This is a genomic window from Alsobacter sp. (assembly GCF_059501845.1).
On sequence record NZ_JCACDK010000012.1, the window covers coordinates 34,123 to 55,952 of the forward strand.

Here is a 21,830-nt window from a genome sequence, read left to right on the forward strand (position 1 = left end):
CGGTGCAGCGGCGGTGGGCCGGTCAGCGCGCCGGGGCGCGGCCCTGGACCATCCTGATCACGATCGGAGCCGCGATGGTGATGATCAGCAGCAGGCCGAGCAGGACGTTGATGACGATGCCGGGCACGTTCATCAGCGACAGGCCGAAAGTGGCGAGCCCAAGGACGAAGACGGCCAGCACGACGCCGGGGATGGTGCCGACGCCTCCCGAGATCGCGACGCCGCCGAGGATCACCATGGTGATGACGTCGAGCTCCCAGCCGAGCCCGATGTTGGGCCGGACGACGCCGATGCGCGCAACGAGCAGAACGGCCGCGAGGCCGGAGAGCAGGCCGGAGAGCGTGAACAGCGCGAAGCGTATCCGGTCGACGCGAATGCCCGAGAAGCGGGCCGCCACCGGGTTCGCGCCAATCGCGAAGAGCCGCCGGCCGGTTGCGGTCCCGTGCAGGACGATACCGAAGATGACGGCCAGCAGCAGGAACAGGACAAATGAGAGCGGCAGCGGAGGCATGTCGATCAGGTAGCTCTGCCCGAGCGACAGATACTCCTGCGGGAAGGTGGTGAGCGCCTGATCGCCGAGCGTGACCTGCGCGATGCCCCTGTAGAGCGACATCGTGCCGATGGTGATGACGATGGAGGGCACGCCGGTGCGCGTGACGAGCAGCCCGTTGAACGCTCCGCAGAGCAGGCCGACGATCAGGCCCGTCAGGACGAGGACGGGGACGCCGTAACCTGCCTCCGCCACGAGGCCGATGCACATGCCCGCCAGCGCAACGATGGCGGCGACGGAGAGATCGATCTCGCGCACCAGGATCAGGAGGGCCATGGCGAGCGCGATGATCGCCTTCTCGGAGAAGTTGTAAGTGGCGTCCGCGAGATTGAAGATGTCGAGGAAGTAGGGCGAGATCAGCGTGTTGCCGACGATCACCGCGGCGAGCAGCAGGCACAGGATCGACTCCCAGCGCAGCAGCATGTCCGACAGGCGAAAGGGCGGCCTGTCCGCCACCTCGTAGCGGGCCGACGTCTCGGGATTGCGGGCGGCTTCCGTCATGGCGGCCTCAGGTCTTGGCCTGGGCGGCCGCCCGGCGCGCCTCCGGCAGGATCAGCTTGTCCGGCCGCAGCTCGGCGCGGGCGTTGATGATGACGGCGAGCAGGATGACCGCCCCCGAAATCAGCATTTGCCAGAAGGGCGAGACCTGCATCACGGGCAGCGCATTGACGATGACGCCGATGAAGAGCGCGCCCAGCAGCGTGCCCGAAACCGATCCGATGCCGCCGCCGATGGAGACTCCCCCGATCACGCAGGCTGCGATCACCGTCAGCTCGTAGCCGGTCGCGATCTCGACATAGGCGACGCCGTAGCGTGCCACCCAGAGGTAGCCGCAAAGACCCGCCACCGCGCCGGAGATGGCGTAGGCGATGAGCTGCTGCCGCCCGAGGTCGATGCCGCAATAGCGCGCCGCAACAGGGTTGCCGCCGACGGCGTACAGACCGCGTCCCGGCCTCGTGAAGTTGAGAAACACCCAAGCCGCGATGGAGACGAGAACGGCGATCCAGAACACGCTGTTGAGGCCGAGAACCGTCAGCTTCGGGAAGCCCTGGAAGTTCTCGCCCATCTCCGAAGCGTTCACCTGGCCGCCGCCGCCCACGACAACGATCATGCCGCGGAAGATGGCGAGCGTGCCCAGCGTGGTAACGATCGGCGGGATGCCGAGCACGGCGATGAGGAAGCCGTTGATCAGCCCGAGCCCGAGCCCGATGGCGAGCCCCAACAGGAGGAAGACGACCGCCGGCAGTTCCGGCGCATGCTGCGCCAGCATGGCGGTCAGCATGCCGGTGAGAGCGAGGTTGGCGGCCACCGAGAGGTCGATGCCCCTCGTGAGGATCACGACAGCTTGGGCGAGCGCCATCATGAACAGGAAGGCCGTGTCGTTGAGCACGCCGAGCAGGCTGTCGCGGGCCAGGAACACCGGCGCGTACACGCCGATGCCGATCACCATGGCGACGATGATGGCCGCGAGCAGGACTTCGCGGTAGCGCAGCAGCGCGCTCATGATGCCATCGCCTCCACCGGCCCTCCGGTCGCGGCGGCGACGATGTTCTCCGCACTCCACGGCATCGGTCCGGATGTCCGGCCGCGTTCCACTTCCGCCACCACGCGTCCTTCCTGCATCACGAGTACCCGGTCGGCGAGGCCCATCACCTCGGGCAGCTCCGAGCTGACGAGGATCACGGCCAGCCCCTGCTCGGCGAGCTCGCCGATGAAGTCGTGCACCGCGGCCTTCGAGCCGATGTCGATGCCCTTGGTCGGCTCGTCGAGGATGACGACCTTGGGCTTGGTGGCCAGCCACTTTGCCAGGACGACCTTCTGCTGGTTGCCGCCTGAAAGCTGTCCGACCGACTGCTCCCACGTGGCAGCCTTCACCGAAAGCCGCGTGCCCAGGCTGCGGGTCGCCACGCGCTCTGAGGACCGGGACAGGAAAAGCCCGCGCACATGCTGGGCGAGGGAGGCGAGCGTCGTGTTCTCGCGAATGCCGAGGGGCAGCAGCGCGCCCTGGTGCTGGCGGTCCTCCGGGACATAGGCGATGCCGGCGGCAATGGCGTCGGGCGGCCCGTGGATCTCGACAGGGTGTCCGCCGATGGACACTTTCCCACGCGTAGGCGGGCTCATGCCGAAGAGGCACTGCATCGCCTCCGAGCGGCCGGCGCCAACGAGCCCGTAGAAGCCCAGGATCTCGCCCCGGCGCAGTGTGAAGGAGACGCCGTCGAACTCAGTCGCGTTGGACAGGTCCTCGACCCTGAGCACCTCATCGCCGATGGGGATGTTGCGCTTTGGGAAGACCTGGTCGATAGGCCTGCCCACCATCAGGCGGACAAGGTCGGGTTCCCGCACATTGGCCGTCAGCCCTTCGCCGACCTTCTCGCCGTCGCGCAGGCAGATCCAGCGGTCCGAGATGCGGAAGATCTCGTCGAACTTGTGCGAGATGAAAAGGATAGCCTTACCCGCCGCCTTTAGCTGCGCGACGATACGGAACAGGTCGTCGATCTCGTGGCGCGACAGCGCGGCCGTCGGCTCGTCCATGATGATCACCGACGCCTCGTGGCTCAGCGCGCGCGTGATCTCCACCATGTGCTTCTGCGCGACGGACAGCCGCTTCAGGGGCGTATCGGCGGAGAAATCCGCCTCGATGCGCTTGAGGAGTTCCTCCGCCTTGGCGCGCATGGCGCGCCAGTCGATCAGCGCGCCGCCGGGCATGTGTCCCATGAAGATGTTCTCGGCGACCGAGAGGTCGTCGAACATCACGGTTTCCTGGTGGATGGCCGAGATGCCGGCAGCCCAGGAATCGCGCGGCGAGAGCATGTGCCGCTCGGTGCCGCCGACCTCCACCCGCCCTTCGTCGGGCGTGTAGATGCCCGTCAGGATCTTCACCAGCGTCGACTTGCCGGCGCCGTTCTCGCCGATGAGCGCGGTGACCTGGCCCGGATACAGCGACATCGACACGCCGCGCAGGGCCTTCACGCCGGGGAAGCTCTTGGACACGTCCGAGAGCGTGAGGATGGGCCGGTCGGTAGGAGAGGATGTCACGCGGGCCTGCCGGATCTACGCAGAACATGGCCGGGCGCACGGCCCGGCCACGATGATCGGGTCCGGCGGCCGCGAAGGCCGCCGGCCGCAGTGCCGGATCAAAAGATCTTGGCGAACTGCTCGACGTTCGACTTGTCGAAGACGAAGGGCTCGCCCATGACGGCCTCGCCCGTATCGTCGACCTTGGTGTCGCCTTTCGCGCCCATGGAGACGGTCGACCCGGGTGTTGCGGGCTTGCCCGCCAGGATGCCGGCCATGATCATGGTCGAGGCGTAGCCGTAGTCCACCGGGTTCCAGATCGCGAAGCTGTCGCAGGCGCCCTTGAGCACGGCGTCCTTCATCTCGGACGGCAGGCCGAGGCCGGTGATGTAGACCTTGCCGACGAGGCCGCCGTCCATGATGGCCTTGGCACCCGCGCGGATGCCGATCGTGGTCGGGGAGATGACGCCCTTGAGGTTCGGGTGCGCCTTCACCAGGGCCTGCATCTCGCGGTAGCTCTTGTCGTCCTGGTCGTCGCCGTAGACCGTCGCGACGAGCGGCATCTTGGCGTATTCGGGCTTCTTCCACTCTTCCTTCATGGCGGCGATCCAGGAGTTCTGGTTCGTCATGGTGGAAGCGGCCGACAAGATCGCGACCTCGCCTTCGCCCTTCAGGGTCTTGGCGATCATCTGCACCTGCTTGGCACCGATCAGCGGCGTGGAGGATGCGCTGAGATGCACGATGCGGCCGTCCTTGGCGATGGCCGAGTCGAACGACATCACCTTGATGCCGCGCTGCATCGCCTTCTTTCCGACGGGAACAAGGGCGTTGGCGTCGTTGGCGGAGACGATGATGCCGTCCACCTTCTGGGCGATCAGCGCGTCGATGACCGCGATCTGGTCCTCGGCCGTCGCCTTGGTCGGCGCGGTGTAGATGATTTCCATCCCGCCGAGTTCCTTGGCGGCCTTGTTGGCGCCGTCACGGCACGCGTCGAAGTAGCTGTTGCCGAGGTTCTTCACGACGAGCGCGATGCGCTTGTCCGCCGCGAAGGCACGGGTGGTGAGGCCTGCCGGCAGCACGGTGGCAGCGGCGCCTGCGCCGGCCAGCTTGAGAAGGGTGCGCCTGTCGGCCGAAAAACGCGTCATATGTTCCTCCCGAGGACCGCTGCCCCAGTTTTCGGTGCAGCGTTGGGCGGACGTTAGTCGGCGGAATGCAGGACGGTCAATGGACGCTTCGCGAGCATTCCGGACCATTGTGCGCGCAAACTTGTGTTCTGCGGTTGCAATTGCCTGAAACTTGGGCTGGCGATGCCATTTCGAGCCGCGCATCCTCCGCATTGGAGGTTTGCATGATCCCTGTCATCGACGTGTCCGGCCTCGCGGGCGGATCGCCGGATGCGCTCGCGCGGATCGCCGGCGACGTAGGACGAGCGGCCCGCGGCATCGGCTTCTTTGCCGTCACCGGCCACCCCGTCCCGGGTGACCTGCAGGCCGGGGTCTTCGACGCGGCGCGCACCCTGTTTGCGCTGCCACTCGCCGACAAGGAGGCGCTCGCCATCGAGCGGGTCGGGAACAACCGCGGCTGGGTGCGGCTGGGCGGAGAGGCTCTCGATCCCTCCAGGCCCGCCGATCTCAAGGAGGCCTTCAACATCGGTTTCGACCTCGCGCCGGACGATCCGGAGATCGTGGCCGGCCGGCCCTTCCGGGGCCTCAACGCGTGGCCTGCCATTCCGGGCTGGCGCGAAACGCTGCTGCGCTACTTCGACGCCGTGCACGGCTTCGGGCTTATGCTGCACCGTGCGGTGGCGACCGACCTCGGCCTGCCCGCCGGCTACTTCGAGTCCAGCTTTGACCGGCCTCTCGCGACGCTGCGGCTGCTGCGCTATCCGCCGGCACCGGAGACCGTGCCCGAAGGCGCGATCGGCGCCGGGGCGCACACCGACTACGGCAATCTGACGCTGCTCCTCACCGACGACGCCGGCGGCCTGGAGGTGCAGACCCGAACCGGCGAATGGATCACTCCGCCCCCGCTGCCCGCCGGTGCCTATGTCGTGAACATCGGTGATTGCCTGATGCGCTGGACGAACGACGTCTACGTCTCGACGCCGCACCGCGTCGTGCATCGCGCCCCGCGGGAACGGCTCTCGGTCGCGTTCTTCATGGATCCCAATCCCGACGCTGTGGTCGAAGTAATCCCCGGCTGCACAGGTCCGGGCCGACCTGCCCGCTATGCGCCGGTGACCGGAGCGGAGTATCTTGCCCAGCGGCTCGACGCCACCTATGCCCACCGCCGCGCCGGGGCGGCAGGCTGATCTGCCAAACGCCGATCCTTTTTCGCCCGGCCGGGTTACACTCGGGCTCCCCCGGTGCCAGGAGAGGCCATGCCACGCTACTTCTTCAATGTCGTGATGGAAGGGACCGTCCTTCCCGATCCTGATGGCCAGATCCTGCCCAACGCCGACGCGGCCTGGGCCGCGGCCCGGCGAGCCGCCAAGTCCCTCATGGCCAGCAAGACCGAGCGTCCGGTCAACTGGATCGCCTGCCAGTTCGAGGTGCGGGACGAGGACGACGAGATCGTCCTTGAGTTCCCCTTCGTCGAGGCGCTCGACACCAAGGAGTTTCCCAACTGAAGGGGCCCCCGGTCTGGTCGCCTCAGCCGTCGCCTGCTGTCGCGACGCACCTCCGGCCCGGCAGGCGGACGCGGAGGGTGGGGCTGAGCCGAATCGCGCCCGGCAAGAGATGCGGCGCTACTTCACCGCGCCAGCCGTGAGGCCCTGGATGATGTAGCGCTCGAGCAGGATGCCGATGACGGCGAGGGGCGCGATGGCAGCGGTCGAGAGCGCGGCCATCGACCACCAGTTGATGCCCTGCGAGCCCGTCTGGCTGGCCACCATCACCGGCAGCGTCTTGGCGCCGGAGCTCGTGAGCAGTGCCGCAAAGAAGTACTCGTTCCAGCACAGCACGACCGACAGAATGAAGGCGGCCGCCATGCCGGGCAGGGCAAGCGGCACGATGATGCGCAGGAACGTTCCCCACACGCTCGCGCCGTCGATGGCGGCAGCCTCTTCCAGCTCGACGGGAATCGAGCGGAACTGGTCGCGCATGATCCAGATAACGATGGGGAGCACCATCAGCGTGTAGACGAGGATCAGGCCGATGCTGGTGTCGAGCAGCGCGAGTTCCTTGTAGAGCACGAGGAACGGCATCGCGAGGACGACGGGCGGCAGGATCAACTGCGACAGGAAGAAGAACGAGATGTCCTTGTTGCGCCAGATCGCGAACTTGTAGTCGAAGCGCACGAGGCCGTAGGCGGCGAGCGAGCCCAGCGCGACGGCGAGAAGCGAGGCCCCGGTCGACATCACCACGCTGTTGAGGAAGCGCTTCAGGAACTCGTCGCGGACCGTCGACGTGTTGAAGAACGTGTCGGGCGAAAGGCCCAGCGAGCGCCAGCCCCGCCAGTCCGGCTGGAAGTCGACCCACGGGATCATGTGACCCTGGGTGACGTCCACCGCGACCTTGAAGGAGGTCGTGATCGTCCAGTAGATCGGAAACAGCGAGACGAAGGCCCAGAACAGCAGCAGGGCGTAGATGATCACCTTCCCGACGATCCGGCTCGCCTGGTAGGTCGCGGCCGACGGACGGGCATCCTCGCGGTCGATCGGCTGGCGGGCGGAGGGGAGGGCCGTGCTCACGAGAGCCTCTTCATGAAACGGTTCACCCCGGCCAGCATGGCGACGACGAAGATCACGATCAGCACGAAGTAGAACTGGGCCAGCATCGTGCCGTAGCCGACGTTCGAGCGATCGCGATACTCACGGTAAATGAAGCTCGACACGGTGTCGGTAGCCCCGCCGGGCCCGCCGGATGTGACGTTGATGACGATGTCGGCGAGCTTGAGCTCGAAGATGACGCGCAGCACCACCGCCGTGACGCTGACCGGCAGCATCAGGGGGAAGGTGATCTTCCAGAAGGTCTGCCACGGATTGGCACCGTCGATCCGCGCCGCCTCCTTGATCTCCTGCGGTATGGCCTGCAGCCCCGCGAGCATCAGGATCATGACGAACGGGATCGAGACCCACGCGTCCATGGCCATGATGCTGAGCTTGGCGATGACGGGCGACGCGAAGAAGGCCGGGTTCTCCCATCCCAGCGCCCGCGCCAGCGTCGCGGCGGGGCCAAAGCGGTACTCCATGATCGACTTGCCGATCATCCAGCTCACCGCCACCGGGCTGAGCATGAAAGGCATCAGGAAGGCGACGCGAAAGAACTTGCGGGCCCGGATGTCGGCGTTGAGCAGCAGCGCGAGGCCGAAGCCGATGGCGTACTGCGCCAGTACGGCGAGCACGTACCAGACCATATTGCCCAGCGCGTTCCAGAAATACGGGTCGGCCAGCAGGGAGGTGAGGTTGTTGAGACCGTTGAACTTCCTCCCCGTGACGGAGCTGAGATTCCAGTCGGTGAAGGCGATGTAGAAGCCGAACAGGGTCGGAAAGACCACCAGGGCGATGGTGAAGAGCACGGCCGGCAGCACGAACAGCGCGCGCTGACCTTTTTCGCCGCGGATCATCACCTGGCCGGCGCCCAGCGCGATGCCCCAGGCCACGTAGGCGTAGAGCACCGGCCGCCATGTCTCGAAGCCCGACGACGTGACGTCGGCGGCGAAGAGGAACTGGTAGAGAATGATCGCCGCGAGACCGAGCGTCGCGGCCGCGATGAGGACGCGCCCTGCCGTCTTCCGCCCTTCGGAGATGATGTAGGCTGCGGCGGGATCGGCCGGTGCGGCGGTCAATGCGGTACCGTTGTCCATCAAGGATCGCGTGTTGGGGGCCGGGGCGGATCCTGGCGCGCAGGGCATGTTGCCGGCGGGGAAGGCCCCCGCCGGCGATGTCAGAGACTAGAGGCCGAGCGAGGCCTTGTAGAGGGCGATCTGCTTCTCGCGGCCGATCTGGTCCGTAAGCTTCTCCCAGGCCGCGGCAATGGCGTCGGCACCCTGCTGGGCGCTCGCCTTGCCGGCGAAGACCTTGGCAAGTTCGTCCTCGGCAACGCTGTAGTACTGGAAGATGCCGGGGATGCGCGGCTCGATGGCCGCGTTCTTGTGGTTGTAGGAGTTCGCCTGGGAATTCAGGTAGGACGTAATGAAGGCCTTGTCGTAGCCAGCTGCCACCCACTCGTCGATCTGGAAGTGGCTGTTCCGGTAGGGCTGGAAGCCCGAGGGATACGCCGCCGTCCACAGCGACAGGTCCTTGCCGCCGAGATGCGCCGCGGCGCTCCAGGCCGCCTTCTTCTTCTTCGCGTCGCTGTCGACGCGGGCCATCACGTAAACGCCCCATCCGAGATAGGCCATGTTGGGCGCGTAGTTCGGGCCCGAGGCCAGCTTGTCCCACTTGCCCGTCTTGGCGTTGTAGACGTCGTCGGAGCCCGGCAGCGTGTCGAAGCTGACGACGTCGCCGATGACCGACGAGTCGTTCGTCTTCGCGTTGGAGCCGATGTCGCCCCACCACGCCAGGATCGAGCCTGTTCCGCCCAGGAACTGCTGGAAGCCCGTCGTGTTCGGGTCGGCATTGAGCTGGTCGGCCGGCTCGGAGGGCAGGGCGTCGATAACGTCCTGGATGGCCCGCACCCAGGCCGGGTTGTTGATGCGCGGCTTCATCGTGTCGACGTCGAAGAGCCAGGCCTTGTCGTCGGGATGCTTGGCGTAGGCGGTCGCGCGGCTGCCGAGGAAGTAGAAGCCGAAGCCGCCCCAGGGCTTGGGCGCGTCGAGATAGCCGTAGACGTCCTTGCCGCCGACCTTCTTGCCCTTGAGGAACTTGGTGGCCGCCTGCACCTGCTGCCAGGTGCGCGGGATGCCCCACTCGGTCGTATTGCCGGCCGCCTTCCACGCCTTGGCGAGCTCCGGATCGGAGAACACGTCGGTGCGGTAGTTGATGGTGTGGCAGTCGCCGTCGATGGTGATGCGGTAGGTCTTGCCGCCCCACGTGCCGACCGGCGGCTTCAGGTAGCCGACATAGTCGTCATATTCGATCTGGGCCTTGACCCAGTCCGGCATCTCCGAGGCGAGGCCCTTGCCGCAGACGTCGCCTTCGAAGGGCGCGCCCATCTCGACGATGTCGAAGTCGACCGTGCCCGTGGCGATGGCCTGCTGCAGGCGGGGATTGTAGTCGGCCTGGGCGAGGTCGATCCAGGTGATCTTGGCGCCGGTGTAGTCCTCCCACGGCTTCAGGAAGCCGCGGAACAGGACGTTGTGGAGGTTCTGGTTGTTGAGACCCATGAAGCTGAGCTCGACGCCCTTGAACTCGCCGGGCTGTACGTTGGCCTTGGTGGCGGCCAGCGTGAGCTCGCCGACCTTCTGCCAGTCGGCGTCGGTCGGCTGGCCCTTGCCTACGCCAGGAATCTGGAGGAGCTGGGCGCGCAGGCTGGTCTGCGCCTGCGCCGGGACTGTCGCGGTGCCGAGGGCTGTTCCGCCCATGGCGGCGGCAGCAGTGGCGGCAGCGGCTCCCTTGAGCACGCCGCGGCGGCTCGCCTGCGCCTGCATGATGGTATCGTAGAGTCCTTGCTTCACGGCGTTTCCCCCTGACGGTTCTTGACGTCTGTGGGCCTGGCCGTCCTCAGGCTGCAGGATGCCTCACAGTGGCGGAACGTCCGGCGCGCGGAAGGCCTGGACTGGCCTGACCCGCTGTTACCGCTCTTCCAACGTCACCAGAAGCGTGCAAACTCATGAGGGACCAGGCTGCGGCTGAGTATGGAATGCGCCCTTGTGGGGTGCAAGCGCTCCGGACCTCGGGCGCAGCGTCGTGAAAATGCCCGTCAGAGGCGAAATTAGGGGAGGACGTGCGTCGATGGCGTTTGCGGGGAATTTTGGCCGGGTGTTCGGAGAGGTGAAGCCGGTCATCGCCATGGTGCATTTCGGCGCGCTTCCGGGTTCGCCCCTGCACGAAGCGCCTGCAGGGCTGGACGGGCTTGTCGAGGGATGCCGCCGCGACCTGCACGCCCTGCAGGCCGCGGGATTCGATGCCGTGATGTTCGGCAACGAAAACGACCGGCCGTACGAGTTCAAGGTCGATGTCGCGTCCACCGCGACGATGGCCTACGTCATCGGCCGCCTGCGGCCGGAGATCACCGTGCCCTTCGGCGTGAACGTGCTGTGGGACCCGTCGAGCACCATCGCGCTCGCCGCGGCGACGGGCGCCTCCTTCGTGCGTGAGATCTTCACGGGCACGTATGCGTCCGACATGGGGCCCTGGAACCCCGACGCCGGCGCGGCGCTGCGCTACCGCTCGCGACTCGGCCGAAACGACCTCGCGCTGCTCTACAACGTATCCGCCGAGTTCGCGCATTCGCTGGACGGGCGCTCCTTGCCGGACCGGGCCCGCAGTGCGGTGTTTTCGTCGGTGCCGGATGCCATCCTCGTCTCCGGCACCATCACCGGCGAGGCTGCCGCGATGTCCGACCTCGAGGCGGTGAAGCGCGTCCTTCCCCACACGCCCGTGCTCGCCAATACCGGCGTCAAGCACGAGACAGTCGCCGACGTCCTGGCCGTCGCCGACGGCGTCATCGTCGGATCGTCGCTCAAGATCGACGGCAACACCTGGAACCCCGTCGATCCCAAGCGGGCCGCAGAGTTCATGCGGCGCGCCCGTGCGGCGCGCGGCTGACGAGGCGGACATGCCGGGGGCGAGCATTCCGACCGACCTGACCGAACGTCTCTCGACGCTGACCGCGGAGCTGATGCTCATTCCCGGCCTGAGCGGGCATGAAGGCCGTGTGCGCCGGGCCATTGCTGCCCATCTCGGGGACATCGGCCTGCAGGCGAGGACCGACCGGCTGGGCAACCTCATCGCCACGATCCCGGGCGACCCTTCCGCGCCGTCGGTGATGCTGATCGCGCACATGGACCAGCTCGGCTTTATCGTGCGCCGGGTGGAGCCAGACGGCTTCGTGCGCGTGGAGCGCTTAGGCGGCGTGCCCGAGCGTGCGCTCGCGTCGCAGGCCGTGATCTTCTCGGTGGGCGAGGGCAGGGACGTGCCCGGCGTCATCGCCAACAAGAGCCACCATGCGACCTCGCCGGAGGAGAAATACCGCGTCGTCCCGTACCAGGAGCTCTACATCGACGCGGGCTTCCACGACGCGGAGGCTGCCCGCCGGGCAGGCGTGATCATCGGCACCCCCGTGGTCTACGCGCCCGGCGTGCTGCGGCTTGCGGGCGGCAGGATCGCCGGGACATCCGTCGACGACCGCGCGGCCTGCGCCGTGCTGATCGAGGCAGCGGCGATGATCGGCGCCTCGCCGGAGCGGCCGACGGTGCACCTCGTCTTCTCCGTCCAGGAGGAGTTCAACCTGCGCGGCGCCGTCACGGCCGCCCAGGCCCTCCAGCCCGACATCTGCATCCAGCTCGACCTCGTGCTCGCTTCCGACACGCCTGACATGCGCGGGAGGGGGGAGGTGCGCCTGGGCGGCGGCCCGGCCATCTCGCTCTACAGCTTCCATGGCCGTGGAACGCTGAACGGCGCCTTGCCGCATCCGGCCCTCGTGGGCCTGTTCGAATGGACGGCGGAGGCGGAGCGGATCCCTCTGCAACGCTCGGCCCATGTCGGCGCTCTGACCGAGACATCCTACGTCCAGCTCGTGGGCGAGGGCGTCGCCGTCATCGATGTCGGCTTTCCCTGCCGCTACACCCATTCGTCGCTCGAGGTCTGCGACCTCGGCGATCTCGCCGCACTGACCCGCCTCGTCGCCGCCGCCGTGTGCCGGATCGACAGGACGTTCAGCCTCGACCGGGACGATTTCGAACAATGAAGCACTATCTCGGTATCGACATCGGGACCTTCGAGTCCAAGGGCGTCCTTGTGGAGGAGGGCGGCCGCATCGTCGCGAGCGCGTCGAAACCCCACAAGATGATCGTCCCCGAGCCGGGCCGCGCCGAGCACCGCGCGAAGGAGGACTGGTGGGACGACCTCGTCTTCATCACGCGCAAGCTGCTGGCCGACAGCGGCGTCGCCCCGTCGTCCATCCGGAGCGTGGGAACGAGCGCAATCGGGCCCTGCATGCTGCCCGTCGACGCCGACGGCCAGCCGTTGATGAACGCCGTGCTATATGGGGTCGACGGCCGGGCCGACAGCGAAATCGAGGAGCTCACCGCCGCCATCGGTGAGGACACACTCGTGCAGCGATGCGGGAACGCGCTGACCACTCAGTCGGTCGGGCCCAAGATCCTGTGGCTGAGGCGCAACCGGCCGGAGTTGTTCGCCAGGACGGCGCGCGTGCTCACCTCGACGTCGTTCCTCGTGCACAGGCTGACGGGCCGCTTCGTCATCGACCACTACACGGCGTGCAGTTCGACGCCACTTTACGACATAGCCGCGCAGGGTTGGACCGATGCGCTGGCTCCAGGGATCATAGAGCCCGAGCGGCTGCCGGACCTTGCCTGGACGACGGACGTGGTCGGAGTCGTGACAGCCGAGGCAGCCGCGGAGACGGGGCTGGCGGCGGGTACGCCGGTGATCGCCGGAACCGTCGACGCAGCCGCGGAGGCATTGAGCGTCGGCGTCCGGAACACCGGCGACATGATGGTCATGTACGGCTCGACCATCTTCATCATCATGATCACCGCGAACGCCGTGCGGGACGCCCGGCTTTGGTACTCGCCCTGGCTCTTCCCGGGGCAGCACGCCGCCATGTCGGGTCTCTCGACGAGTGGCACGCTGAGCCACTGGTTTCGCGACCAGTTCGCCCGCGATCTCGACCCCGCCACCGCTTTTCCCGCCCTCGCGGCGGAAGCCGAGCAGTCGCCGCCCGGCGCCAAGGGCCTCGTTGTCCTGCCGTACTTCTCCGGCGAGCGCACGCCGATCCACGATCCCCACGCGCGTGGAATGATCTTCGGGCTGGACCTCACCCACACGCGCGGCGACCTCTACCGGGCCCTGTTCGAGGGCATCGCCTGCGGCACGGCCCACATCGTCGAGACCTATGCCGATGCCGGGCAGGAGCCTGCCGCCATTCAGGCGGTCGGGGGCGGCACGAAGAACCGGGTCTGGGCACAGGCGACGTCCGACGTCGCCCGCCGAACCCAGATCGTTCGCGAGAAGACGGTCGGGGCGTCGTACGGCGACGCGTTCCTGGCCGCTCTCGCCGTCGGTGACGCGAAGCCGGACGATATCGAGGCCTGGAACCCTGTGGCTACCCGGTTCGAGCCGGATCCTGCCACGGAGGCGGTCTACCGCCGTCAGTTCGAGATCTTCAAGGCTCTCTATCCCCGGACGAAGGACCTGATGCATCTCACTGCGAAGTAGTCGTTTTCGCCTGACGTGCCTGTGTGCCCGGGAAGCTCCGGGCTCGTCAGCAGGTGAGGGGGCCGCCTTCCCGAGGGTGGAGCCTAGACAATCCCCTGAACCTCCCGCGCCACGACGAGACAGCAATTCCCGGGCTTGACCCGCCCGGGCTGGCGCCGGCCGTAGAGGATTCCGTCGGACTGGTAGTGCAGTGTCTCCGGAGGGCGGGAGAAATCCCAGGTGCAGTGGATGCGGCCTGCTGCCTCCCCGGCGCTCACCGGGCGGCCGAGCGGATGAAACGGCTCGAAGATGCCGTCCATCGTTGCGAAGACGTAGGCAGCCGCGCCCGGCAGCTCGTAGAGCGGACCTTCGTGCCGCGCCGGCGATGCGGCTTCTGGAGGCAGCACACCGAGATGGGCGAGCACGTTGCGCACGCCCCGCCTGCAGGTCTCCAGTGCCTCCGGGGTGACCGTGCCGCCGCCCGCCATCTCGGTGCCGACGGTCACGAGCCCGGCCCGGCAGGCCGCGGCCGTGGCCGTCCGGGGGTCACCCATGTTTGCGATCACGACGCTGACCGGCGCGTCGAAGGCCCGGACCGCGGCGACGTTGCGGCGGTGGAGTTCGGGATCCGTGGTGGGCTCGACGATGGCGCTCGGCGTCATCACCAGTGACGAACCACCCGAATGGAGGTCGAGGAAGGCGTCGGCCCTGGGAAAGATGTGGTCCGACAGATAGGCGCTGATCTGCTGGGTGATCGTGCCCAGCGGCTCGCCGGGGAAGGTACGGTTGAAGTTCAGCCCGTCCACCGGCGAGGTGCGCTGCCCCTGCATCACCGCATGCACGTTGTTGGCCGGCATCAGGATCAGCCGCCCCTGCACGGTGCCGGCATCGAGGTCCCGGTAGAGATCGTGGATGACGATCGGCCCTTCGTACTCGTCCCCGTGGTTGCCGCCCTCGATCACAACCGTCGGGCCGCTCCCGTTTGCGATGACCGCAACCGGGACAGGTGTGGCACCCCACGCATCGTCGTGAGGCGAGTGCGGGATCATGATCAAGCCCGCGCGCTTCCCAGGCGCGTCGAGGTCTATCGTGCAGAATGCGGTTCCTGTTCGATCGGGTGCGATCCTGCGGCCCATCGGCGCCTCCCCTTGCCGGGCCCGGCAAGTCCGGGCATCGTGGCGCTCGTGGTGAGTTTTGCGCGCCGACCTGTCAACCGGGGGTGCGACAGAGGCGCGAAACCTGTCACCTCGGACGGTAAGGCACACCTGCACGTGTCGCAGAAGTTGCACATCAGCGTGCGACCCACATTGTTTGCAGAGGGAGATCCCGCATGGCAGCCCGCGCCCCCGGTCGAATTCCGACGCTCGTCGGAGCGGTTCTCGTCGGATTGGCAGCAGGGTTAGCGGGGTTTTTGGGCGCCGGATCGACGGACGCCATGGCGCAGGCAGCAGCTCCACCGCCGCCGCCCGTCACGGTCGCAAAGCCGGTGGTCAAGGACATTACGGAGAACGACGAGTTCACCGGACGATTCGAGGCGGTGGACAGCGTCGAGATCCGATCCCGCGTGACAGGGTATCTCGACACCGTGCACTTCCAGGATGGCGCGATCGTGAAGCAGGGCGACCTGCTGTTCACCATCGACCCGCGCCCCTACCAGGCTGCCTATGACCGCGCCAAGAGCCAGGTCGAGGTTTCGCAGTCGCGCTTCGAGTTTGCGCAGAACGACCTCGAGCGCGCCGAGAACCTGCGTAAGAGCGGCAACATCGCCGACCAGGTCCTCGACCAACGCCGGCAGAATTTCATCTCCGCCCAGGCGGAACTGGCGGGCAACAAGGCCGCTCTCGAGAGCGCCAGGCTCGACCTGGAGTTCACGCAGATCAAGGCACCGCTGCCGGGGCGGATCTCCCGCCGGCTCGTGTCGCCCGGCAACCTCGTCAACGCCAACCAGACTCTGCTGACGAGCATCGTTTCCCTCGACCCCATCCAGTTCTACTTCGACATCGACGAGCGCTCTTTCGTCGCCTACCAAAAGGTCTCCGGCCCGCAAGGCCCGAGCGAGGCGCTGGGCACGGACGTGCTCATCTCGATCACGGGCGAGCGGGACCCGACCCGCCAGGGCAAGCTCGACTTCCTCGACAACCGGCTCGACGCGCAGACAGGCACGCTCAGGGCGCGGGCGATGGTGCCGAACCCCAACATGTTCCTGACCCCCGGAATGTTTGGCCGCATCCGCATCTCCGGCTCGGCCCCCTACAAGGGCGTGCTCATCCCCGACGAGGCGATCGGCAGCGATCAGGACAGGCGCATCGTCTACGTCGTCGGCGACGACGGCGTGGCGCAGCCGCGCGTCGTCCGGCCGGGTCCCAAGATCGACGGCTACCGCGTGATCCGCGACGGGCTGAAGGGCGACGAGAGCGTCGTCGTCAACGGCATCGTGCGCGTTCGCCCGGGCACCAAGGTGACGCCCAACCTCGTCACCCTGCCGCCCGTGCGCGAGCGCAACGGCGCCTGACCGGCCTCCGCGGAGCACAGTCGATGAAGTTCGCTCATTTCTTCGTAGACCGGCCCATCTTTGCGTCGGTCCTGTCGATTCTCCTTCTGATCGTGGGCGGCGTCGCCTATGTGAACCTGCCGGTCACCGAGTATCCGGAGATCGCGCCTCCCAACATCGTGGTGCGCGCGTCGTATCCCGGCGCCAACGCCGAGACGGTCGCCGCCACCGTCGCCACACCGCTCGAACAGGAGATCAACGGCGTCGAGGGCATGCTCTACATGTCCTCCTACTCGACCTCCGACGGGTCGATGGCGCTCACCATCACCTTCAAGCTGGGCACCAACCTCGATACGGCACAGGTGCTCGTGCAAAATCGCGTGGCTGTCGCCGAGCCGCGCCTGCCCGAGGAGGTGCGCCGCCTCGGCGTCACCACCCGCAAGGCCTCGCCCGACCTGATGATGGTCGTGCACATGCTGTCGCCGGACGACACCTACGACCAGCTCTACGTTTCCAACTACGCCCGCAATAATATCCGCGACGTCCTCTTGCGCCTCGACGGCGTCGGCGACCTCACACTGTTCGGCGAACGGCAATACTCGCTGCGCGTCTGGCTTGATCCCGACAAGCTCTCGACATTCGGCCTGACGGCCGGCGACGTCGTGCGCTCCATCCAGGAGCAGAACGTCCAGGTGTCGGGCGGAGCGCTGGGAACGCCTCCGAACGAGGCCGACAACGCCTTCCAGTTCGTCGTCACCACTCAGGGCCGCTTCGACGAGCCGCGCCAGTTCCGAGAAGTCATCGTCAAGAACGCCGCGGACGGCCAGATCGTCCGCCTCCAGGACGTGGCACGCGTCGAACTCGGGGCGCAGGACTACGTCACGAACTCCTACCTGAACGGCAAGCCGGCCGTCGCGATGGGCATCTTCCAGCGGCCGGGTACCAATGCACTCGCGTCCGCGGACGAGATCATCCGCACGATGAACGAGCTGAAGAAGGACTTTCCAGCGGGGCTCGACTACCAGATCGTCTACAACCCGACCGAGTTCATCGCCGAGAGCGTGCACGAGGTCTACAAGACGCTGTTCGAGGCGGTCCTCCTCGTCGTCCTGGTCGTGATCGTCTTCCTGCAAAGCTGGCGCACGGCGATCATCCCGATCGTCGCCATTCCCGTATCGCTGATCGGCAGCGTGGCGGCGATGTCGGTGCTGGGCTTCTCGCTGAACACGCTGACGCTGTTCGGCATGGTGCTCGCTATCGGCATCGTCGTGGACGATGCGATTGTCGTTGTCGAGAACGTCGAGCGAAACATCGCGGAGGGCATGACCCCGCGGGATGCGGCCCACGAGACGATGGACGAGGTCGGCACCGCGCTGATCGCCATCGCGCTGGTGCTCTGCGCCGTGTTCATCCCCACCGCGTTCATCCCCGGCATTTCCGGCCAGTTCTACCGTCAGTTCGCGCTGACGATCGCAGTCTCGACGGCGATCTCCGCCTTCAACTCGCTGACGCTCTCGCCGGCGCTTGCGGCCCTCCTGCTGAAGCCCCATTCGACGCAACCACCGCGCAATCCCATATCGCGGCTCGGATCGGCGTTCGCGAACGGCTTCAACACGGCGTTCGACCGTGGCGCGCACGGCTATGCCAAGTCGGTCGGTGTCATCGTCCGGCGCAAGGTGATCATGCTGCCCATCTATGCCGGCCTGCTCGCGGGGACGGTGTGGATGCTGCAGAAGGTGCCGCAGGGCTTCATTCCCGTCCTCGACCGCGGCTACGCGATCGTCGTCGTGCAGCTGCCCGACGGCGCCTCGCTCCAGCGCACCGACGACGTGGTCAAGCGCGCCACGGAGATCATGCTGAAGACACCGGGCGTGCAGGATGCGGTTGCATTCGCCGGCTTCTCGGGCGCCACCTTCACCAATGCCTCGAACGCCGCGGCCATCTTCGCGCGCTTCAAGCCGTTCGAGGAGCGGACGAAGGACGGGCTGCCCGCCAACAAGATCATCGGCGACCTCTTCGGGCGCATGCAGGCCATCGAGGAGGCGTTCATCATCGCCGTTCCGCCCCCGCCAGTGCCCGGCATCGGCAATGCCGGCGGCTTCAAGATGCAGCTGCAGGAGCGCAACTCGTCCGACGTCCGGCGTGTGCTCGCGGTCGCTTACGACATGATGGGCAAGGCCCGGCAGAACCCCAACCTCGTCGGCGTCTTCACGACCTTTACAGCCAGTTCGCCACAGGTCTACCTGGAGATCGACCGCACCAAGGCGAGGATGCTGAACGTCTCGATCCCCGCCATCTTCGAGACCCTGCAGGTCAATCTAGGCCAGGCCTACGTCAACGATTTCAACGCCTTCGGGCGCGTCTATCAGGTGCGGGCACAGGCCGACCAGCGCTTCCGCATCGAGCAGGAGGACATCACCCGCCTGAAGGTCCGCTCCAACACCGGGGCGCTCGTGCCGCTTGGAACCCTCGTCGAGATCCGGCAGGTCAGCGGGCCGGACCTGATCCAGCGCTACAACATGTTCCCGTCCGTGCCCTTGCAGGGCAACGCGGCGCCCGGAGTGTCATCCGGGACTGCGCTGGACACGATGGAACAGATCGCCCGCGAGTCGATGCCGCCGGGCGTCGGGTTCCAGTGGACCGAGCTCGCCTACCAGCAGAAGCAGACCGGGAACACCGCGATCTTCATCTTCGCTCTCGCGGTGCTGCTCGTCTTCCTCGTCCTCGCCGCGCAGTACGAGAGCTGGTCGTTGCCGCTCGCGATCATTCTCATCGTGCCAATGGCCGTTCTCTCGGCCCTGATAGGGGTGAGCCTGAGGGGGATGGACAACAACATCCTCACCCAGATCGGCCTGATCGTGCTGGTCGGGCTCGCCGCCAAGAACGCGATCCTGATCGTGGAGTTTGCCCGTGAGGCCGAGATCCGGGAGGGGCTGAACCCGGTCGATGCGGTCGTGAAAGCCTGCCGGCTGCGCCTGCGCCCGATCCTGATGACGGCCTTCGCCTTCATTCTCGGCGTTCTTCCTCTCGTGATCGCCACGGGACCGGGCTCAGAGATGCGGCAGGCGCTGGGCACGGCGGTCTTCTTCGGAATGATCGGCGTGACGGTGTTCGGCCTGTTCCTCACCCCGGTCTTCTACGTGGCACTGCGCGCCCTGGTGATCCGGTTCGGCAGCAGCAAGCCGGTGCGCGCGCCAGCGCCACAACCGGGCGAGTAGGCCGCTTGTGCATCAGATTGCATCATGGGGGCTTGACCACCGCCGCCGATCGATGCATTGATCTCAGGAATTAGAACGTTCCAAACGAAAGCCCTGGTCGCTTACGTTCTAATAAGCTCATCCTATCAGTCACTTGCGGTAAAGCAGGAACTTGATCGGAAAAGGGCTCGGAACGTTCCAAATTGCAGCCGCCTTCTACGAAAGGCGTGCAGGGAGAGAAACGGCTTGGCTCAGAGCCCGAGGACCGGCACCGCCCGGCCCACCACGATCGTCGACATCGCGCGCGCCGCCGGCGTGTCGAAGTCGACCGTTTCGCTGGTTCTCAAAGGCTCGTCCCTGGTGCGCCTGGAGACGCGGGAGCGGGTCGAGCGGGCGATGGACAAGCTCGGCTATGTCTACAACCGGGGCGCCGCCAATCTCCGCACCGCGTCATCCAGCTTCGTTGGAATGGTGATCAGCGACCTCACCAACCCGTTCTTCGCCGAACTCGCGGTCGGCATCGAGGACGCGCTCTACAAGCTCGGCTTCATCCCCATTCTCGCCAACACGAACGAGGATCTCGAGCGCCAGAAGCAGGTGCTGCACTCGCTGCGTGAGCACGGCGTCGCCGGCATCATCATGAGCCCCGCCCGTGGAACGGATGCCTGGAGCCTCGCGAACCTGCCGGCACGGTCGATCCCGACGGTGATCACCATGCGCCGGGTCATCGGCAGCCCGCTCCCCTATGTCGGACCCGACAACACGGCCGGCGCGAAGGAAGCCGTCTCGCATCTTGTACGGCTCGGCCATCGTCGCATCGCCTTCTTCGGCGGCTATTCCAGCATGACCACCCAGCAGGAACGGCTGGAGGGCTATCGCGAGGCGCTGCGCGAAGTTGGTATCGCGGCCGACCCCGGGCTGACCTTCGAAACGATGCCGACCCGGGAAGGTGGGCGGGAGGCGGTCGAGCGGGCGCTGGCAATGTCGCAACCGCCCACGGCGGTGCTCTGCTACAATGACATCGTGGCGATGGGTGCCGCACGGGCCTTCTCGACCCGCGGCGTGCGTCCCGGGCAGGACGTCGCGGTGGTCGGCTTCGACGATATCGCCGAGGCCGAGCACAATGCCCCGCCGCTCACCACCGTGAACGCCGACACCCGCATTATGGGCGCCCGCGCCGCCGAGAGCCTGCTGGGACTGATCGGCGGCGCCGATCCCGCCGGCCTCTCCTTCTTCGGAAAGAGCCGGCTCGTGGTGCGCGAAAGCTGCGGGGCTCCCCGCGCTGACGTCAGGAGGACCGCATGACTATTCGCTGGGGACTGATCGGGGCCAGCACCATTGCCCGCGAATGGGTGATCGGCGCCATCCGGGCCACCGGGGGCGAGGTCGTCTCCGTCTACAGTGCCGATCCTTCCCGGGGTGCGGCCTACGCGCAGGCCAACGGCATTCCGAACGCCGCCGTTTCGATCGCCGCGCTGCTCGGGTCCGGTATAGACGCGGTCTACGTCTCGACGACGAACGAGTTGCACCGGGACCAGACCTTCGCCGCCGCCGGCGACGGCAAGCATGTGCTGTGCGAGAAACCCCTCGATCTCACCATCTCCGGCGCCCGCGCCATGGTCGAGACCTGCCGGTCGTCGGGCGTGGTGATGGGCACCAACCATCATCTTCGCAATGCCGGGACGCACCGGGCGATGCGCGACGCCATTGCCGCGGGCAGGATCGGCAAGCCGCTGTTTTGCCGCGTGTTTCACGCCGTGTACCTGCCCGAGCACCTGCAGGGCTGGCGCATCACGACACCCGGCGCAGGGGCGGGGGTGGTCATGGACATCACTGTCCACGACGCCGACACGCTGCGCTTCGTGCTCGGCGACGAGCCCGCCGAGGTCTCGGCCATGGTCCAGCAGGGCGGAATGGGCGGGGAGGGGATCGAGGACGGCGTCATGGGCATCGCCCGCTTCCGCTCCGGCCTGATCGCCCAGTTCCACGATGCCTTCACGACCGCGTTCGCGGGCACCGGCTTCGAGGTTCACGGGACGGAAGGGTCCCTCATCGGCACCAACTGCATGACGCAGAAGCCGATCGGCGACGTCCTGCTGCGGACGGCAAAGGGCGAGGAAATGCTGCCCGTAGACCGGACGAACCTCTACGAGCGCGCGCTCGCCGCCTTTCACGCGGCGATCCGCGGCGAGGGGCAGCCCGCGGCAAGCGGCGAGGACGGCGTTCGATCGCTGGCCTTTGCCGCGGCAACGCTCGAAGCGGCCAAGTCCGGCACCGCGAAGACTGTCGAACCCGGGATCTGACCGAGACACG

The 21,830-nt window shown here is 66.9% G+C and carries 17 protein-coding genes; 9 read left to right on the forward strand and 8 right to left on the reverse strand.

The features are described 5' to 3' along the window. Positions 1-22: 22 nt before the first annotated feature. From AC5JCN_RS10520 to rhaS, 4 genes are all read right to left on the reverse strand, one after another. On the reverse strand, positions 23-1,051 hold the full coding sequence (locus AC5JCN_RS10520; RefSeq protein WP_495755003.1) for an ABC transporter permease: 1,029 nt from the start codon (positions 1,049-1,051) through the stop codon (positions 23-25). A 7-nt stretch (positions 1,052-1,058) separates the two neighbouring features. Then, positions 1,059-2,054, reverse strand: coding sequence for an ABC transporter permease (locus AC5JCN_RS10525; protein WP_495755004.1), 996 nt, complete (start codon positions 2,052-2,054; stop codon positions 1,059-1,061). Continuing rightward, the gene (locus AC5JCN_RS10530) at positions 2,051-3,586 is read right to left on the reverse strand and encodes a sugar ABC transporter ATP-binding protein (RefSeq protein WP_495755005.1); all 1,536 of its coding nucleotides are present in this window, start codon (positions 3,584-3,586) and stop codon (positions 2,051-2,053) included. Before AC5JCN_RS10530 ends, AC5JCN_RS10525 begins: the two co-directional genes overlap by 4 nt. Before the next feature lie 98 nt (positions 3,587-3,684). After that, positions 3,685-4,710, reverse strand: a complete 1,026-nt coding sequence (rhaS, locus tag AC5JCN_RS10535) for a rhamnose ABC transporter substrate-binding protein (RefSeq protein ID WP_495755006.1) — start codon at positions 4,708-4,710, stop codon at positions 3,685-3,687. 203 nt (positions 4,711-4,913) lie between these two features. On the opposite strand from rhaS, the gene AC5JCN_RS10540 reads away from it, so the two are divergent. Together AC5JCN_RS10540 and AC5JCN_RS10545 are read left to right on the forward strand one after the other, a co-directional pair. Beyond that, complete coding sequence (locus tag AC5JCN_RS10540; RefSeq protein WP_495755007.1) at positions 4,914-5,876, forward strand: isopenicillin N synthase family dioxygenase; 963 nt, start codon at positions 4,914-4,916, stop codon at positions 5,874-5,876. A 69-nt stretch (positions 5,877-5,945) separates the two neighbouring features. After that, entirely contained in the window at positions 5,946-6,194 is a 249-nt protein-coding gene (locus AC5JCN_RS10545; protein WP_495755008.1) for a DUF6894 family protein, read from the forward strand. Positions 6,195-6,311: 117 nt separating this feature from the next. Here the strand turns inward: AC5JCN_RS10545 and AC5JCN_RS10550 are convergent, their stop codons facing one another. The 3 genes from AC5JCN_RS10550 to AC5JCN_RS10560 all read right to left on the reverse strand — a co-directional run bounded on the left by AC5JCN_RS10550 (position 6,312) and on the right by AC5JCN_RS10560 (position 10,123). Next, the gene (locus tag AC5JCN_RS10550; RefSeq protein WP_495755038.1) at positions 6,312-7,172 is read right to left on the reverse strand and encodes a carbohydrate ABC transporter permease; all 861 of its coding nucleotides are present in this window, start codon (positions 7,170-7,172) and stop codon (positions 6,312-6,314) included. Between the two features lie 80 nt (positions 7,173-7,252). Then, entirely contained in the window at positions 7,253-8,371 is a 1,119-nt protein-coding gene (locus AC5JCN_RS10555) for a carbohydrate ABC transporter permease (protein WP_495755009.1), read from the reverse strand. A gap of 87 nt (positions 8,372-8,458) precedes the next feature. After that, complete coding sequence (locus AC5JCN_RS10560) at positions 8,459-10,123, reverse strand: sugar ABC transporter substrate-binding protein (protein WP_495755010.1); 1,665 nt, start codon at positions 10,121-10,123, stop codon at positions 8,459-8,461. 277 nt (positions 10,124-10,400) lie between these two features. On the opposite strand from AC5JCN_RS10560, the gene AC5JCN_RS10565 reads away from it, so the two are divergent. Genes AC5JCN_RS10565 through AC5JCN_RS10575 form a run of 3 tightly spaced genes read left to right on the forward strand, consistent with a single transcriptional unit; the run spans position 10,401 to position 13,850 of the window. Continuing rightward, complete coding sequence (locus AC5JCN_RS10565) at positions 10,401-11,216, forward strand: BtpA/SgcQ family protein (RefSeq protein ID WP_495755011.1); 816 nt, start codon at positions 10,401-10,403, stop codon at positions 11,214-11,216. A gap of 10 nt (positions 11,217-11,226) precedes the next feature. Continuing rightward, the gene (locus tag AC5JCN_RS10570) at positions 11,227-12,357 is read left to right on the forward strand and encodes a M42 family metallopeptidase (RefSeq protein ID WP_495755012.1); all 1,131 of its coding nucleotides are present in this window, start codon (positions 11,227-11,229) and stop codon (positions 12,355-12,357) included. Then, positions 12,354-13,850: an FGGY-family carbohydrate kinase gene (locus AC5JCN_RS10575; RefSeq protein WP_495755013.1), complete on the forward strand. Its 1,497-nt coding sequence runs from the start codon at positions 12,354-12,356 to the stop codon at positions 13,848-13,850. The genes AC5JCN_RS10570 and AC5JCN_RS10575 overlap by 4 nt, the downstream gene beginning before the upstream one ends. An 83-nt stretch (positions 13,851-13,933) precedes the next feature. Here AC5JCN_RS10575 and AC5JCN_RS10580 read toward each other — a convergent pair whose 3' ends face one another. Continuing rightward, positions 13,934-14,965 carry a succinylglutamate desuccinylase/aspartoacylase family protein gene (locus AC5JCN_RS10580; protein ID WP_495755014.1) on the reverse strand — a complete coding sequence of 344 codons (1,032 nt, stop codon included), beginning with the start codon at positions 14,963-14,965 and terminating at the stop codon, positions 13,934-13,936. A 194-nt stretch (positions 14,966-15,159) separates the two neighbouring features. On the opposite strand from AC5JCN_RS10580, the gene AC5JCN_RS10585 reads away from it, so the two are divergent. From AC5JCN_RS10585 to AC5JCN_RS10600, 4 genes are all read left to right on the forward strand, one after another. Next, positions 15,160-16,341, forward strand: a complete 1,182-nt coding sequence (locus AC5JCN_RS10585; protein ID WP_495755015.1) for an efflux RND transporter periplasmic adaptor subunit — start codon at positions 15,160-15,162, stop codon at positions 16,339-16,341. 23 nt (positions 16,342-16,364) lie between these two features. Further along, positions 16,365-19,538, forward strand: coding sequence for an efflux RND transporter permease subunit (locus tag AC5JCN_RS10590; protein WP_495755016.1), 3,174 nt, complete (start codon positions 16,365-16,367; stop codon positions 19,536-19,538). A 225-nt stretch (positions 19,539-19,763) separates the two neighbouring features. Next, positions 19,764-20,822 carry a LacI family DNA-binding transcriptional regulator gene (locus AC5JCN_RS10595; RefSeq protein ID WP_495755017.1) on the forward strand — a complete coding sequence of 353 codons (1,059 nt, stop codon included), beginning with the start codon at positions 19,764-19,766 and terminating at the stop codon, positions 20,820-20,822. Further along, on the forward strand, positions 20,819-21,820 hold the full coding sequence (locus AC5JCN_RS10600; protein ID WP_495755018.1) for a Gfo/Idh/MocA family protein: 1,002 nt from the start codon (positions 20,819-20,821) through the stop codon (positions 21,818-21,820). Before AC5JCN_RS10595 ends, AC5JCN_RS10600 begins: the two co-directional genes overlap by 4 nt. The last annotated feature ends 10 nt before the right edge of the window (positions 21,821-21,830 follow it).